This is a genomic window from Burkholderia sp. Bp9143 (assembly GCF_003853645.1).
Taxonomy (GTDB): domain Bacteria; phylum Pseudomonadota; class Gammaproteobacteria; order Burkholderiales; family Burkholderiaceae; genus Burkholderia.
In genome coordinates this window covers 36,950-52,520 of sequence record NZ_QTPO01000003.1, presented here as the reverse complement: position 1 = coordinate 52,520, position 15,571 = coordinate 36,950, and the positions used below count along the sequence as shown (strand labels likewise).

Annotated in this window: 16 protein-coding genes; 6 read left to right on the top strand and 10 right to left on the bottom strand. The window is 67.4% G+C overall.

Features of this window, described 5'->3' with window-relative positions; translation table 11 throughout:
- Positions 1–336: 336 nt before the first annotated feature.
- The 5 genes from DIE23_RS02945 to DIE23_RS02925 form a co-directional block, all read right to left on the bottom strand.
- Entirely contained in the window at positions 337–1,263 is a 927-nt protein-coding gene (locus DIE23_RS02945) for a CysB family HTH-type transcriptional regulator (protein ID WP_124610719.1), read from the bottom strand.
- An 80-nt stretch (positions 1,264–1,343) separates the two neighbouring features.
- Positions 1,344–2,402 (bottom strand): sulfate/molybdate ABC transporter ATP-binding protein, encoded by a 1,059-nt coding sequence (locus tag DIE23_RS02940; RefSeq protein ID WP_124610718.1) that lies wholly within the window; start codon positions 2,400–2,402, stop codon positions 1,344–1,346.
- Between the two features lie 13 nt (positions 2,403–2,415).
- Positions 2,416–3,363, bottom strand: coding sequence for a sulfate ABC transporter permease subunit CysW (cysW, locus tag DIE23_RS02935; RefSeq protein WP_124610717.1), 948 nt, complete (start codon positions 3,361–3,363; stop codon positions 2,416–2,418).
- On the bottom strand, positions 3,360–4,256 hold the full coding sequence (gene cysT / locus DIE23_RS02930) for a sulfate ABC transporter permease subunit CysT (protein WP_124610716.1): 897 nt from the start codon (positions 4,254–4,256) through the stop codon (positions 3,360–3,362). The genes cysW and cysT overlap by 4 nt, the downstream gene beginning before the upstream one ends.
- A 134-nt stretch (positions 4,257–4,390) precedes the next feature.
- Positions 4,391–5,428: a sulfate ABC transporter substrate-binding protein gene (locus DIE23_RS02925; protein ID WP_124610715.1), complete on the bottom strand. Its 1,038-nt coding sequence runs from the start codon at positions 5,426–5,428 to the stop codon at positions 4,391–4,393.
- Between the two features lie 264 nt (positions 5,429–5,692).
- Here DIE23_RS02925 and lexA point away from each other — a divergent pair, with 264 nt between their 5' ends.
- The 3 genes from lexA to DIE23_RS02905 are packed head-to-tail and all read left to right on the top strand — an operon-like array spanning position 5,693 to position 7,439.
- On the top strand, positions 5,693–6,340 hold the full coding sequence (gene lexA, locus DIE23_RS02915; protein WP_006754655.1) for a transcriptional repressor LexA: 648 nt from the start codon (positions 5,693–5,695) through the stop codon (positions 6,338–6,340).
- A 26-nt stretch (positions 6,341–6,366) separates the two neighbouring features.
- Positions 6,367–6,705: a hypothetical protein gene (locus tag DIE23_RS02910; RefSeq protein WP_040144136.1), complete on the top strand. Its 339-nt coding sequence runs from the start codon at positions 6,367–6,369 to the stop codon at positions 6,703–6,705.
- Positions 6,706–6,734: 29 nt separating this feature from the next.
- The gene (locus DIE23_RS02905) at positions 6,735–7,439 is read left to right on the top strand and encodes a DUF2939 domain-containing protein (protein ID WP_124610714.1); all 705 of its coding nucleotides are present in this window, start codon (positions 6,735–6,737) and stop codon (positions 7,437–7,439) included.
- 91 nt (positions 7,440–7,530) lie between these two features.
- Here the strand turns inward: DIE23_RS02905 and DIE23_RS02900 are convergent, their stop codons facing one another.
- The gene (locus DIE23_RS02900) at positions 7,531–8,028 is read right to left on the bottom strand and encodes a universal stress protein (protein ID WP_124610713.1); all 498 of its coding nucleotides are present in this window, start codon (positions 8,026–8,028) and stop codon (positions 7,531–7,533) included.
- 326 nt (positions 8,029–8,354) lie between these two features.
- On the opposite strand from DIE23_RS02900, the gene nodI reads away from it, so the two are divergent.
- Both nodI and DIE23_RS02890 read left to right on the top strand, forming a co-directional pair.
- Complete coding sequence (gene nodI, locus DIE23_RS02895) at positions 8,355–9,269, top strand: nodulation factor ABC transporter ATP-binding protein NodI (protein WP_124610712.1); 915 nt, start codon at positions 8,355–8,357, stop codon at positions 9,267–9,269.
- Positions 9,270–9,275: 6 nt separating this feature from the next.
- The gene (locus DIE23_RS02890) at positions 9,276–10,109 is read left to right on the top strand and encodes an ABC transporter permease (RefSeq protein WP_124610711.1); all 834 of its coding nucleotides are present in this window, start codon (positions 9,276–9,278) and stop codon (positions 10,107–10,109) included.
- Positions 10,110–10,157: 48 nt separating this feature from the next.
- Here the strand turns inward: DIE23_RS02890 and DIE23_RS02885 are convergent, their stop codons facing one another.
- The 4 genes from DIE23_RS02885 to DIE23_RS02870 form a co-directional block, all read right to left on the bottom strand.
- Positions 10,158–10,580, bottom strand: a complete 423-nt coding sequence (locus DIE23_RS02885) for a hypothetical protein (RefSeq protein ID WP_185646374.1) — start codon at positions 10,578–10,580, stop codon at positions 10,158–10,160.
- Positions 10,581–10,763: 183 nt separating this feature from the next.
- Positions 10,764–11,822, bottom strand: a complete 1,059-nt coding sequence (locus DIE23_RS02880) for a permease (protein ID WP_124610709.1) — start codon at positions 11,820–11,822, stop codon at positions 10,764–10,766.
- A complete protein-coding gene (mnmH, locus tag DIE23_RS02875) occupies positions 11,819–12,946 on the bottom strand; it encodes a tRNA 2-selenouridine(34) synthase MnmH (protein ID WP_124610708.1) in 1,128 nt (375 codons plus the stop codon). Before mnmH ends, DIE23_RS02880 begins: the two co-directional genes overlap by 4 nt.
- Positions 12,947–13,010: 64 nt before the next feature.
- A complete protein-coding gene (locus DIE23_RS02870; protein ID WP_124610707.1) occupies positions 13,011–13,964 on the bottom strand; it encodes a LysR family transcriptional regulator in 954 nt (317 codons plus the stop codon).
- 164 nt (positions 13,965–14,128) lie between these two features.
- On the opposite strand from DIE23_RS02870, the gene DIE23_RS02865 reads away from it, so the two are divergent.
- The gene (locus DIE23_RS02865; RefSeq protein ID WP_124610706.1) at positions 14,129–15,550 is read left to right on the top strand and encodes a M20 family metallopeptidase; all 1,422 of its coding nucleotides are present in this window, start codon (positions 14,129–14,131) and stop codon (positions 15,548–15,550) included.
- Positions 15,551–15,571: the final 21 nt, after the last annotated feature.

Here is a 15,571-nt window from a genome sequence, read left to right as displayed (position 1 = left end):
CAACCCGTCTGATCAATATTTAAGGGTTTATTCGGAGCGTGCGGTTGCACGTGCCGACTGCGGCGCGTGATACCGGCCGCGCGGCAGCGCCGACGCAGTTTGCCGACCGGCGTTCCGGCGCATTAAATCATACAAATGACGCGCTCGACGTGGTCGAAGCGCGCATTCGCACGCGCATCTTGTTTTTCTGTTGCTCGGCGAATGCATGACGGTCGCCGCTCGCGGCAACCCGGATTGTCAGCGACGACTTCGATCGAAGGTTCGACGGGTCGGCACACCACGACATGGCGGATACAAAGCCGCCGTCATGGCGACCCCATGCAACGCGTCCGGCCGTCAGACCGCTTCGCGCAGCAGTCCGGCGATTTCCGCTTCGTTCAGGTGCGGCGCGAACATCTCGATCAGCCGGTACGCATACGCGCGCAGGAACGCGCCCTTGCGCAACCCGACGCGCGTCGTGCTCGCCTCGAACAGGTGCTGCGTGTCGAGCGCGACGAGCCCGGTGTCCCGCTGCGGATCGAAGGCCATCGCCGCGACGACGCCGATCCCCATCCCGAGCTCGACGTAGGTCTTGATCACGTCCGCGTCGATCGCGGTCAGCACCACGTCGGGTACGGCGCCGGCCTGCGTGAATGCCTGGTCGATGTGCGAGCGGCCCGTGAAGTCCTGGTCGTACGTGATGATCGGGTACTCGGCGATCTCGTCGAGCGTCAGGTTCTCGCGGCCGACGAGCGGATGCCCCTTCGGCACGACGACCGTGTGGTGCCACGAATAGCACGGGAAAGTGACGATGTCCGGATAGCGATCGAGCGCCTCGGTCGAGATGCCGAGGTCGGCTTCGCCGTTCAGGATCATCTGCGCGATCTGCTGCGGGCTGCCCTGGCGCAGTGCGAGATGCACCTTCGGGAACACGTCGGTGAACTGGCGGATCACCTTCGGCAGCGCATAGCGCGCCTGCGTGTGCGTCGTCGCGACGACGAGGTGGCCGCTGTCCTGATCCGCGAACTGGCGTGCGACGCGGCGCAGGTTTTCCGCGTCGAGCAGCATCCGCTCGATCAGCTGGTGCACGGCCTTGCCGGGCTCCGTGAGCCCCGTGAGCCGCTTGCCGCGCCGGATGAAGATGTCGACGCCCAGTTCATCCTCGAGATCCTTGATCTGCTTCGACACGCCCGACTGCGACGTATACAGCACGTTCGCGACTTCCGTCAGGTTCATGTTCTGGCGCACGGCTTCGCGCACGAAACGCAATTGCTGAAAATTCATGGGTATGCCTCTTGGGCTGTCGTTGTTCGAATGTCGATTCGGAGCGGTAGCCGCCCTCTTCTCTTGACCGGGTTCGGGCGTCAGTGTGCGGGAAATACGCGGACCGCGCGCGGCACGGCCGTCGCGCCGTCGCCGACCTGCAGCGCGAGCGCACGCCATGCGTCGCGATCGAGTTCCGCTTCGAGTGCGCCGCCGGTACGCGCCTCGAGTTCGACCCGCACCGAGCCGCCGAGCGGGATCACGCGGCGCACGTCGACCGCGATGCCGTCGCGATGGCCGTCGCCGGCCGGCCACAGCTGCAGGTCGTGCGGCCGCACGTACGCGTTCGCGGGGCCCGCGAAATCGGCGTCGACCGCGATCGGCGCCGCCGCCCCCTGGGCGACGAAGCCGCGCCCGGCTACCGTGCCCGGCAGCCGGTTCGCCGCACCAAGGAACTCGTAGACGAATGCGCTTTGCGGATGATCGTAGACGTCCTGCGGGCTGCCGACCTGCTCCACGTGACCGCGGTTCAGCACGACGATCCTGTCGGCCACTTCCAGCGCCTCCTCCTGGTCGTGCGTGACGAAGATCGTGGAGATGTGCAGGTCGTCGTGCAAGCGCCGCAGCCAGCCGCGCAGCTCCTTGCGCACCTTCGCGTCGAGCGCGCCGAACGGCTCGTCGAGCAGCAGCACCTTCGGCTCGACCGCGAGCGCGCGGGCCAGCGCGATCCGCTGGCGCTGGCCGCCCGACAGCTCGGACGGGTAGCGCTGCGCGAGCCAGTCGAGCTGCACGAGCTTCAGCAACTCGTGCACCTTGTCGCGGATCACGGCTTCCGACGGCCGCTCGCGGCGCGGTTTCACGCGCAACCCGAACGCGACGTTCTCGAACACGGTCATGTGGCGGAACAGCGCGTAATGCTGGAACACGAAACCGACCTGGCGATCGCGCGCGCCGACCGACGCGACGTCGAGCCCCTGCAGCACGACCTGTCCGGCGTCCGCGTGCTCGAGGCCCGCGATCACGCGCAGCAGCGTGGTCTTGCCGCAGCCGGACGGCCCGAGCAGCGCGACGAGTTCGCCCGGCGGGAAGTCGAGCGACACGTTGTCGAGTGCGGTGAAATCGCCGAAGCGCTTCTGAAGGTGACGGACGGTGATACCCATTCTGGTTGCCTCTTTACGATTTCGACGAAATGGCGGCGACGGGGCCGGCATGAGCGGGAACGTCATCGCGTGCGCCGGCCAGTTCGGCGGCGAGGTGACGCTCGGCGAGCAGCTTCAGCGCGAGCGTGACGAGCGCGAGCAGCGCCAGCACCGACGCCACCGCGAACGCCGCCGCGAAGTTGTATTCGTTGTACAGAATCTCGACGTGCAGCGGCATCGTGTCGGTCACGCCGCGGATGTGGCCGGACACGACCGACACCGCACCGAACTCGCCCATCGCACGTGCATTGCACAGGATCACGCCGTACAGCAGGCCCCACTTCACGTTCGGCAGCGTCACGCGCCGGAAGATCTGCCAGCCCGATGCACCCAGCACGCGCGCGGCCTCTTCCTCGTCGGTGCCCTGCGCCTGCATCAGCGGGATCAGTTCGCGCGCGACGAACGGGAACGTGACGAAGATCGTCGCGAGCACGATGCCCGGCACCGCGAAGATGATCTGCACGTCGTGGTCCTGCAGCCACGGCCCGAGCCAGCCCTGCGCGCCGAACAGCAGCACGTAGACGAGACCCGAGATCACCGGCGACACGGAGAACGGCAGGTCGATCAGCGTGGTCAGCAACGCCTTGCCGCGGAATTCGAATTTCGCGATCGCCCACGATGCGCACACGCCGAACACGAGGTTCAGCGGCACCGCGATCACGGCGACGGTCAGTGTCAGCTTGATCGCCGACCATGCGTCGGGATCGGCGAGCGACTCGAGATAGAAACCGACGCCCTTGCGCAGAGCCTCGAAGAACACCGCGGCGAGCGGCACGACGAGGAAGAACGCGAGGAACGCCAGCGCGACGCCGATCAGCAGCCAGCGCACGGCGCGCGGCTCGCTGACGGGGTCGAGCTGTTTCGTGGCGCGCACGCGCGCGGCGGACGGGTTGTTCAGCACGGCACTGGACTCCTGGCTCATTGCTGGCCTCCTGCGGCGGCGGCAACGGTGACGGTCGCCGGCACAGGGCCGCTCGCGCCCTTGCTCGTGCGGCGCTGCAGATACCACTGCAGCGTGTTGATCAGGAGCAGCATCAGGAACGACACGACCAGCATCACGACCGCCAGCGCGGTCGCGCCCGCGTAGTCGTACTGCTCGAGCTTCGTGATGATCAGCAGCGACGTGATCTCGGACTTCATCGGCACGTTGCCGGCAATGAAGATCACCGACCCGTACTCGCCGAGCGCGCGCGCGAACGCCAGCGCGAAGCCGGTGAGCAGCGCCGGCAGCACGGCCGGCAGCACGACGCGGCGGAACGTCAGCCAGCGCGTTGCGCCAAGGCACGCGGCGGCCTCTTCCTGCTCGCGCTCGAAATCCTCGAGCACCGGCTGCACGGTGCGCACGACGAACGGCAGCCCGATGAAGGTCAGCGCCACCAGCACGCCGGCCGGCGTGAACGCGATCTTGATGCCGAATGGCGCGAGATACTGGCCGACCCAGCCGTTGGTCGCATAGACCGCCGCGAGCGAGATGCCGGCGACCGACGTCGGCAGCGCGAACGGCAGGTCGACGATCGCGTCGACGAGGCGCTTGAACGGAAACGTGTAGCGCACCAGCACCCACGCGACGAGAAAGCCGAACACGGCGTTGATCAAGGCGCCGCCGAGCGCGGCGGAGAACGTCAGCCGGTACGACGCGAGTACGCGCGGCGACGCGACGGCGGTGACGAACTGGTCCCACGACAGCGTCGCGGTCTTCAGGAACGTGGCGGCGAGCGGGATCAGCACCACGAGGCTCAAATAGGCCACCGTGATGCCGAGCGTCACGCCGAAACCGGGCAGCGCGCTCGGCTTGCGAAAGGTGTACGTCGTCATCGGATGCTCTTGCTGGGTCGTTGCTGCTCACGGGTCCGACGCAAACGCGGGCGCGAGGCGTCGCGCCGGCGGGCAATCGGGGATGCGGCGCGCTATCGTGGCGCACCGCTGTCGTTATGGGTTGCTGCCTGGCGTTACTGCGGCTTGTAGATCGAGTCGAACACACCGCCGTCCGCGAAATGCGTCTTCTGCGCATTCGTCCAGCCGCCGAACGTGTCGTCGACCGTGTACAGCTTCAGCTTCGGGAACTGCTTCGTCAGGTTCGCCGGCACGTTCCTCGAACGCGGACGGTAGTAGTTGCGCGCCGCGATCTCCTGGCCCTGCGGGCTATACAGGAATTTCAGGTAGGCCTCGGCCAGCTTGCGCGTGCCCTTCTTGTCGACCACCTTGTCGACCACGGCAACGGGCGGCTCGGCCAGGATGCTCACCGACGGCACGACGATCTCGAACTTGTCGGTGCCGAATTCCTTGATCGACAGGAACGCCTCGTTCTCCCACGCGATCAGCACGTCGCCGATCCCGCGCTGCACGAAGCTCGTCGTCGCACCGCGCGCGCCCGAGTCGAGCACGCCCGCATTCTTGTAGAGCTTCGTCACGAATTCCTTCGCGACCTGCTCGTTGCCGCCCGGCTTGTGGACGGCGTACGCCCACGCGGCCAGGTAGTTCCAGCGCGCACCGCCCGACGTCTTCGGGTTCGGCGTGACGATCGAGATGCCCGGCTTCGTCAGGTCGTCCCAGTCCTTGATCCCTTTCGGGTTGCCCTTGCGCACCAGGAACACGATCGTCGACGTGTACGGCGACGCGTTGTCCGGCAGGCGCTTCTGCCAGTCCTTGTTGACGAGCCCCTTGCTGGCGAGCGCGTCGATGTCGTAGGCCAGCGCGAGCGTCACGACGTCGGCCTGCAGGCCGTCGAGCACCGAGCGCGCCTGCGCGCCCGAGCCGCCGTGCGACTGCTTGAAGTTGACCGTCTCGCCCGTCTTCGCCTTCCACTCCTTGCCGAACGCCTGATTGAAGTCCTGGTACAGCTCGCGCGTCGGGTCGTAGGACACGTTCAGGAACGTCGTATCGGCCTCGGCATGCGCCGCGATGCCCAGCGCCGTCGCCGCGCCCAGCGCGAGTGTTGCGATCAGGCGGCCCACTCCGCCCGCCAGCCCCGTATTGCGCTTCGCCATCCTTGGTTCTCCAGTGTTGTCGGTATTGCGATGTCGGGCCAGTCTAGCGAACGGGTTACATGATTAAAAATAATCGTTCTTCATTTTTTAATATTCAAAAGTGCTAACGCAGACGGGATGGACGGTTGCGGCAGACGAACCGGCGTCCGGACGCCACGAAATCGCGCCGGAACCGGCGCGATCGCGTCGAACCTCAAGTAACACTTGAAATTCGCGAAGTACTGTATAAAAATACAGCTCACTGTCTATCCATACAGTTCAGCCATGACCAAACTCACCGCCCGTCAGCAGCAAGTGTTCGACTTGATCCGCCGCGCGATCGAGCGCTCCGGTTTCCCGCCCACGCGCGCCGAGATCGCGGCAGAGCTGGGCTTCAGCTCGCCGAATGCGGCCGAGGAACACCTCCGCGCGCTGGCGCGCAAGGGCGTGATCGAGCTGGCCGCCGGTGCGTCGCGCGGCATCCGCCTGCTCGGCATCGACGACGCCCCGCACCAGTTCACGCTTCCGCACGCCGGCCTGATGCAACTGTCGCTGCCGCTCGTCGGCCGAGTGGCGGCCGGTAGCCCGATCCTCGCGCAGGAGCACATCTCGCAGCATTACGCGTGCGATCCCGCGCTGTTCACCAGCAAGCCAGACTACCTGTTGAAGGTGCGCGGCCTGTCGATGCGCGACGCCGGCATTCTCGACGGCGACCTCCTCGCCGTGCAGAAGCGCACGGAAGCAAAGGACGGCCAGATCATCGTCGCGCGGCTCGGCGACGACGTCACGGTCAAGCGCCTGATGCGCCGGCCCGGCGGCCTCGAGCTGATCGCCGAAAACCCGGATTACGAAAACATCTTCGTCAAGGCCGGCAGCGCGGAATTCGCGCTCGAAGGCATCGCCGTCGGGCTGATCCGCTCGGGCGAACTCTGACAATCGGTCTCGCTGAGGAGAACATCATGGAACGCCTTTCCCGTCTGCTGCCTTTCCGTCAATTCGGTCGCCTGCGTCACCTGCGCGGCCGCACGCCCTGCGCGCCGCTGTCCGCCGCGGCGCCCGTGGTGAGCCAAGAAGTCGCAGTTGAACGGCAGGCGTCGCTGCTGCCGTCAGCGCTTCCCGCATTCGCGCGGGTCTCGCTGAACGCCGGCCTGAATCACGCGGAACCGGCGCGCCGTGCGCCCGTGCGCGTCTATCACGGCCGGTCGCGCCTGATCATGGTCGGGACGATCGATGCCGTGTGCCGGATGATCGATCGCTGCATCGCCGAGGAACGATCGGCCACGCACGGCGGTCTCTGATTGCGGAACCTGTCCGCACCGGAGGCATCGTGACTGGATCTTCGGGCCGCGCGTGGCGGCTCAAGCCCCTGCTGATCATCCTGCTGGCCGTCGCCGTACTTGTGGCGATCGGCTATGCATACGCATCGCCGTATGTCGCGCTCGGTCGCCTGAAATCGGCGATCGATGCGCGCGATGCGCAATCGGTCAGCGAATATGTCGATTTTCCGTCGCTGCGCATCAGCCTGAAGCAGCAGGTCACGGAAGAGTTGATGCGCCGGATCGACGCTGTGAAGAAGGACAATCCGTTCGCGGTGATTGGCGCGCTGATCGGATCTGCGTTGATTGGCCCGCTCGTCGATGCGTACGCGACACCGGAAGGTGTGGCGGCGCTGATGAGCGGCATTCCCCCGCGTGGCAATCCAGGCGAACGGCCACCCGAATGGTCGGGCCCGCCGTCGGGTGGTGTGCCTGGCAACGCACCGGCCGCCCCGCCGGTCAATCCGGCGAGCCTCCCGGTGCCGGGCAGCAATGCGTCCGTCTCGGCCACATCTGCGCCGGCCGCCGCGCCCGCACCCGCGCCGGCCAGCCCGGGCGACGCGGGCCATCCGCAGCAAACGAGTGCCGGCTACCGGAATATCGATGAATTTGTCGTGACCTACCGGCGCAGCGTCGATGGTACGCGCTATGCGGCGATCTTCCACCGCTTCGGCCTGTTCTCGTGGAAGCTGTCCGCGATCGACCTGCACGCCTGAGCGGTTGCGATCGGGGTAGATGCCGCTGGGCGGCACGGCGAGCAACCGGCGCGGATCGCAGGACAACCCGGCCGGTCACACGATCACTGCGTCACTTGCCGCTCGCGGTGGCCGCCTCGCGTTCGCGCGCCATCTCGGCCTTTTGCTCTTCCGCCGACGAACACGCGACCAGAATGCTGCAGTTCACGCGATCGAGCAGTTGCGTGTTGCCCGACCCCATCCACCATCTCGACAATCCGCTGCGGCACCGATGACCGACGACGACGAGGTCGGCCTTCAACTCCGTCGCGAGATTCGCGATTTCGTCGATCGGATAGCCGAATGCGAAATGGCCTTCCGCCTGAACGCCACGCTCGCGCAACCAGTTCACGCCTTCCTGCAGAATCTCGCGTGCGGTTTCCTCGAAGCGGCCACACGCGACGTCGGTCAGCAGCCCTGCGCTTTGCGCGATGCTCGAGCGCATGTCGACGACCGACAGCAAATGCGTTTCCGCCTTCAGATCGAGCGCGAGATTGGCACCGCACCGCAATGCCTTGCGTCCTTCGAGCGTGCCGTCGTAGCACAGCAGAATCTTGTTGTAGCTAGCCATGAAACCTCCCTATCGCGACTACGTACCCTATGCACTCATCATGGTGCGCCGCAATTCCGGACGCAAGGGATGGAAAACGCTGATTCGCCGCGCGGGGCGCGTCGGCGATGATGCGGTGCACGATCCGTGTGCGCATGCACCGTGCCGCGCGGGCATGCCCGGAAGAGACGCCGCCGATGCACTAGAATGGCCCGTTCGTGCCCTCGACTGCGTTCGCCTCGATCATGCCCATGTGACACGCATTCGCCCGATCCGTTCGCCGGCCGGCATGCCCATCCGGCCGGCCGCAAAATGTGTCCGCTCCCGCTCACAGCGACAACCTGCCCATGTCCGTTGCACCGATCGATTTCCGGAACGTCGAAAAGCGCTATGGCGACAAGCTCGTCGTCAACGACCTGTCCTTCCACGTGCAGGCCGGCGAATGCTACGGCCTGCTTGGGCCGAACGGCGCCGGCAAGACCACGACGCTCAAGATGCTGCTCGGCCTCGCGTATCCCGACGCCGGCACCATTTCGCTGTGCGGCGAACCGGTTCCGTCGCGCGCGCGGCATGCGCGCCAGCGCGTCGGCGTCGTCCCGCAGTTCGACAACCTCGACCCCGACTTCACGGTCCGCGAAAACCTGCTCGTGTTCAGCCGCTATTTCGGGATGTCGGCACAGGCTTCCCGGGCGCTCGTGCAGCCGCTGCTCGAATTCGCGAAGCTGGAGAACAAGGCCGATGCGAAGGTCGGCGAGCTGTCGGGCGGGATGAAGCGCCGTCTGACGCTCGCCCGCGCGCTCGTCAACGATCCCGACGTGCTGGTGCTCGACGAGCCGACGACAGGTCTCGATCCGCAGGCGCGGCACCTGATGTGGGAGCGGTTGCGTTCGCTGCTCGCGCGCGGCAAGACGATCCTGATCACCACGCACTTCATGGAGGAAGCCGAGCGCCTGTGCGACCGGCTGTGCGTGATCGAGGAAGGCCGCAAGATCGCGGAAGGCGCGCCGCACGCGCTGATCGAATCGGAGATCGGCTGCGACGTGATCGAGATCTACGGGCCCGACCCGGTCGCGCTGCGCGACGAGCTGGCGCCGTTCGCGAAGCACACCGAGATCAGCGGCGAGACGCTGTTCTGCTACGTGACCGATCCCGAGCCGCTCAGTGCGCGACTCAAGGGTCGCACGGGATTGCGCTATCTGCATCGCCCGGCCAATCTGGAAGACGTGTTCCTGCGGCTCACGGGCCGCGAAATGCAGGACTGATCGATCATGGACGTACGCAACTATTCCGCCGCCGCGCCGTCCGCACCGCCACGCGAATCACGCTTCGCAATCGCGCTGCCCGCGAATGCCACCAACTGGATCGCCGTGTGGCGGCGCAACTACCTCGTGTGGCGCAAGCTCGCGCTCGCCTCGCTGTTCGGCAATCTCGCCGATCCGATGATCTACCTGTTCGGGCTGGGGTTCGGGCTCGGCCTGATGCTCGGCCACGTTGACGGCGTGTCCTATATCGCGTTCCTCGCGGCCGGCACGGTCGGATCGAGCGTGATGATGTCCGCGAGCTTCGAGTCGATGTATTCGGGCTTCTCGCGGATGCACGTGCAGCGCACCTGGGAAGCGATCATGCACACGCCGCTCGCGCTGGGCGACATCGTGCTCGGGGAGATTGTCTGGGGAGCGAGCAAGGCGCTGCTGTCGGGTGTCGCGATCATGCTCGTCGCGGGCCTGCTCGGCTATGCGCGGTTTCCGTCGATGCTCGCGGCGCTGCCCGTGATCGCACTCGCCGGCCTCGCGTTCGCGAGCACCGCGATGATCGTCACCGCGCTCGCACCATCCTACGACTTCTTCATGTTCTATCAGACGCTCGTGCTGACGCCGATGCTGTTGCTGTCGGGCGTGTTCTTCCCGATCACGCAGTTGCCGCCGATCGCGCAGCACGCCGCACACGTGCTGCCGCTCGCGAACGCGGTCGAACTGATCCGGCCCGCGATGCTCGGCCGGCCGGCGACGGACGTCGGCCTGCACCTCGCGGTGCTCGCCGGCTATGCGGTCGGCGGATTCATCGTCTCCGCGTGGCTGTTCCGGCGGCGGATGATGCGCTGACGGCCGGCGCGCACGGCGCCGGCTCGATGTGACGAAGTGGCGGCGACGTTACTCGTCGTCGTCGCTCCACGGAATCTCGACGTCGGTCAGGAACGCGACGGTCGCCAGCGGGCCGCCTTCCTGACGGCCGAGCTTGCCGTCCGCGCGATGCCATTCGACGCGGAACTGCGTACCCGGATCGTCCGCGACCAGATACACCGCACGCAGTTCTTCCGCGTCGGCTTCGTCGACCGGACCGTCGAACGACACCAGCATCTTCTGCGGCCACAGGCCGTTCACCGGATCGTAAATGCGATCGCCCTGCGGAATCTCGATGCTGGCCTCGACGCCGATCGTGGCGGAGGCTTCGATGATCATCGTGCCGAGCGCATTCAGCACGGCAGTCGCCCGCGCGGAATTGGCCTGGCGGATCGCGAGATCGCCGCGCGTCAGCGCCTTTTCGAGTCGAGGATGAATCTTCGGTTGGGTCATGCGTTTTCCTGTTTGCTTCTTGTAAAGGGCACCGCACGCGTGAGGCGGCGGCGCCGGATGAATACGACGGTCGCGCGGCGGGATCGGTCAGCGCGCGCCGCGGCGGCCGTCACGCAGGTCCGGTCGCCGGCAGCCGGGCATGTCGCGCCTCGCTGCCCGATCGCCGTCCTGGCCGCGTGTTCGTCAGAACCCGAACGCGATCGCGAGCAGCCCGCTCGCGATCCCGAACACGACGACGAGGCCCGTGACGATGGCCAGCATGTAAGGCTTGAACGAACGCGCGAGCATCGCGAGCGACGGCACGCTGATCGGCGGCAGCGTCATCAGCAGCGCGGCGGCCGGGCCGACACCCATGCCGAGCGACAGCATCGCCTGGATGATCGGCACCTCGCCTGCCGTCGGGATCACGAACAACGTGCCCGCGACCGCGAACGCGATGATCCAGCCGAGGTGGTTGCCGATGTCCGGGCCGATATGCGGGAACAGCCACGCGCGCGCCGCGCCGAGCAGCAGCACGAGCACGATGTATTCGGGCACGAGGCGCACGGCCATGCGTGCGAGCAGTTTCAGCCAGCGGACGAACGGATTGCCTGCGGCGGCCTGTTCAGCCACCAGCGCGGCGAGTTGCGCATCGTCGATGCTGCGGTCCTCGGGACGCGCGATACGGTTCAGCAGATAGCCGATCCCGAACACCATCGCGATACCGAGCACGAGCCGCAGCGCGCTCCAGTGCCAGCCGAGCACGAAGCCCATGAACACCAGCGCGGCCGGATTCAGCACCGTGTTGCCGAGCCAGAACGCGACCGCGCCGCCCGGCGACGCGTGCCGCGCGCGCAGGCCCGCGACGACCGGCGCCGCGCAGCACGTGCACATCATGCCGGGCAGCGACAGCAGGCCGCCCGCGGCGACACTGCCGAAGCCCGTGCGACCGAGCACACGCGCAACCCAGTGCGCGGGCAGCAGCGCCTGCACGGCCGAACCGAGCAGCAGGCCGAGCACCATGGCCTGCCAGATCGCCTTGCCGTACGCCCATGCGTAATCGAGCGCGGCCTTCAGCGACGGCTCGGGGGCGCTCGCCGACGTGCCCATCAGGATCGACTGGCCGATCGAATGATGCTCGGCGGCGACGAATGCCTTGTTGTAGTACGGGAACCATTTCACGTAGAACAGTCCCGCGACCGCGATCAGCAGAAAGGTCATCCAGCCGAGCGCCGGACTGGGTTGGGTGCGTGTGGTCGTCATCGTGTGGTGGTCGATTGGTTTTTAACGGTTGCGGATTCCGTGCCCGCCGCCAGCGCGGCCGACGCAGGCAGCCCCGCTTGCGCGAGCCGGGCCAGCAGCGTGCGCGCCTGATCGCGCACGTCGGCCGCGTTCGGCTGGAACGTGAACGTCAGCGCCCGGTTCGGCTTGTTGTACGTGGCGCGGTAGGTGCGCGCATAGGCGGGATCGTAATGCTTGTCGATCAGTTCGGTGAACAGGTCGGCCCGCGCATTGGCATCGATCAGCGCATTCCAGTGCGCCACCTCGTCACGGCTGTGCAGGCCGATCAGCCGATGGAGCTGCGCCTTGAACGCCGCCGGATCGTCGAACAGGTGGGCGTAGTCTTCAAGCAGGAAGGCGATGCGCTCGTCGTGCGCCGCGTCGACCTGCACCCAAGGTCCGGCGTGAAACGCGTCGATCAACGCGATCGGCAGGTGCACGAGCCCGATCCTGCGGCTTTCCGATTCGACGAACACAGGCCATTCGGGGTCGAAACGCCCGAGTGTCTCGACGAGCCCCGAATCGAACCCCTTCTGCGACGGCTGCGGTTTGCCCGGCAGCGCGCCGAGCAGCGAGCCGCGGTGGCACGCGAGCGCCTCGAGATCGAGCGTCTGCGCACCCACGTCGCGCAGCGCGTTCAGCAGTCGCGTCTTGCCGCAACCCGTATGACCGACGAGCGCGATGTAGCGAAACCGCGTCGGCAACGTGTCGAGCGTCGCGCACACCGAGCGGCGGTACGCCTTGTAGCCGCCGTCGAGTTGGCGCGCCTGCCAGCCGATCAGGTTGAACCAGGTCGTCATCGACCCCGAGCGCTTGCCGCCGCGCCAGCAATAGATCAGCGGCCGCCAGTTGCGCGGACGGTCGGCAAACGTGGTGTCGAGATGACGCGCGATGTTGCGTGCGACCATCGCCGCGCCGACGCGTGTCGCTTCGTACGGCGACACCTGGCGGTACATCGTGCCGACAATCACGCGCTCCTCGTTGCTGAGCACGGGCGCGTTCAGCGCGCCGGGAAGATGGTCCTCGGCGAATTCGAGCGGCGTGCGCACGTCGATGATCTCGTCGAACTCGCCGGCGCGATCGAGGGTGACAATCAGGTTCTTCAATTTGGCGTCGAACAGGGGCGATGCGGCTCGGCGAGCCGCACGGGCACGGAAGGCGGATTCGCGATTATCTCACGCCCGGGCGTCTCGGGCCGCGCGCGGCAACCGGCGGGGGCGACGCGGCGCTCATCACGTCGATCAGATGGTCGCGAAACGCGCGCACCGACGCGGGCAGATCGCGCCCCGCCATGGTCTGCACCTGGATGCTGCGCTCGCGCAGCTGGGGGTTCGTGACGGGCACGACGACAAAGCCGTCCGCGTCGATACGGTCCCGCACCGACAGCAGCCCCGTGAACATCACCGCACCGGTACGCTGCGCGTAGCGGTACATCACCGCGGTGTTGTTGCTGGTCAGCTCCGGCTCGAGCATGAGCCCGTCGAGCACGCATGCGATGTCGATCAGCTGGCGCACCGTCGTGCCGGCCTCGGGCAGCACATGCGGGTGCCGTGCGACATCGGCGAGTGACACCGAGTCGCGCGCCGCGAGCGGATGATCGAGCCGCACGAGCGCGAAGACCGGCGCACGCTCCGTGTGTTCGACGCGCACGCCCTGCTCCGGCGCCAGGCTGAACGTCAGCCCGATGTCGGCATCGCCGTCGCGCACGCGCCGCGTCGCCTCCGCCGGCGACACGACCCACACCGAGAAATCGACGCCCGGGTGGCGCGCCTTGAAACCCGCGAGCGCGCCCGGCAGGAAATCGATCGCGAACCCTTCCGAGCAGGCGACCTTCAGCAGGCTGCCGTGCAGCGCCTCCAGCCCGCCGATTTCCTTCATCACGTGCTCGGCCTCCAGCAGGCTGCGCTGCGCGAAGCCCAGCAGCCGCTCGCCGGCCTCCGACAGCGCCATCCCGCGCGGCCGGCGCTCGAACAGCGGCGCGCCGAGCTCGCTCTCGAGCTTCGCGATCTGCCGGCTGATCGCCGAGACGGCCACGTGCAGCCGCGCGGATGCGTCACTGATCGACCCGGTGCGCGCCACTTCGACGAAATACCGCAGCGCAAGACCATGCAGGAAAGCCGCCATCGTTCTGTCCCCGAGCCCGTCGTCCAGGCCGATCCGCTTTGCCTTTTCGGCAACGAAATGTTCGAAATTCGATCATTGTGACAAAAAAAACGGCTTCCTAGAATCGATCGCACTCTCGGTCGTGCGCGCCGCGCCCGCCGGAAAACCGATACAGGAGACCCGTCTTGAGCCGTACCGCCGCCATCCAGCACGCGCTGACCCAGTTCGAATCGGGCGCGTTCTTCACGACCCTGAGCCGCCGCGTCGGCCTGCGCACCGAGAGCCAGGACCGCGGCTCGGGCGCCGCGCTGCGCGCCTATCTGACCGACGAGATCGCGCCGGAGGCCGCGCGCCTGGGTTTCACGTCGCGGATCGTCGAGAACCCCGTCGACGGCGGCGGCCCGTTCCTGCTGGCGTCGCGACACGAGGACGACGCGCTTCCGACCGTGCTCATCTATGGTCACGGCGACGTCGTGCGCGGCTACGACGCGCAATGGCGCGCGCCGCTGTCGCCGTGGACGCTGACCGTCGACGGCGATCGCTGGTACGGCCGCGGCAGCGCCGACAACAAGGGCCAGCACACGATCAACCTGGCCGCACTGGCAAGCGTGCTCGACGCGCGCGACGGCCGGCTCGGCTTCAACGCGAAACTGCTGATCGAGATGGGCGAGGAAACGGGGTCGCCGGGCCTCGACGCACTGTGCCGCCAGGAGCGCGACGCGCTCGCGGCCGACGTGCTGATCGCGTCCGACGGGCCGCGTGTCACCGCCGAACGGCCGACCGTGTTCCTCGGCTCGCGCGGCGCCGTCAACTTCAAGCTCAGCCTGCGCGCCCGCGACGGCGGCCATCACTCGGGCAACTGGGGCGGCCTGCTGCGCAACCCGGCGACCGTGCTCGCGAACGCGCTCGCAAGCCTCGTCGACGCGCGCGGCGCGATCCGCGTCGCGGGGCTGCGCCCGCCGCCGATTCCAGCCGCCGTGCGCGCCGCGCTCGCCGACCTCTCTGTTGGCGGCGGCCCCGGCGATCCGGCGCTCGACGCCGACTGGGGCGAGCCAGGCCTCTCCGCCGCCGAGCGCGTGTTCGGCTGGAACACGTTCGAGATCCTCGCGTTCAAGGCCGGCAATCCCGAACATCCGGTCAATGCGATTCCGCCCGTCGCGTATGCGCACTGCCAGCTGCGTTTCGTGGTCGGCACCGACTGGGAGGCGCTGCATGCGCACCTGCGCGCGCATCTCGATGCGCACGGCTTCCCCGACATCGAGATCGACGTCGAACGCGGCGCACCCGCGACGCGCCTGTCGCCGGACGATCCGTGGGTACGCTGGGCCGTCGCGTCGCTCGCGCACACGACCGGCAAGAAGCCCGCGATCCTGCCGAACCTCGGCGGCACGCTGCCGAACGAAGTGTTCGCCGATACGCTCGGGTTGCCGACGCTGTGGGTACCGCACTCGTATCCGGCGTGCTCGCAGCACGCGCCCGACGAGCACCTGCTCGCGAGCGTCGTGCGCGAAGGACTGCAGCTGATGGCCGGCCTCTTCTGGGATCTCGGCGAGGCCGCGCCGCCCATTCGCCGCGCGGCACCCGCCGCGGCCGGCGCCGCCCTGTAACGCGCTTCGCCCCCCTTTCTC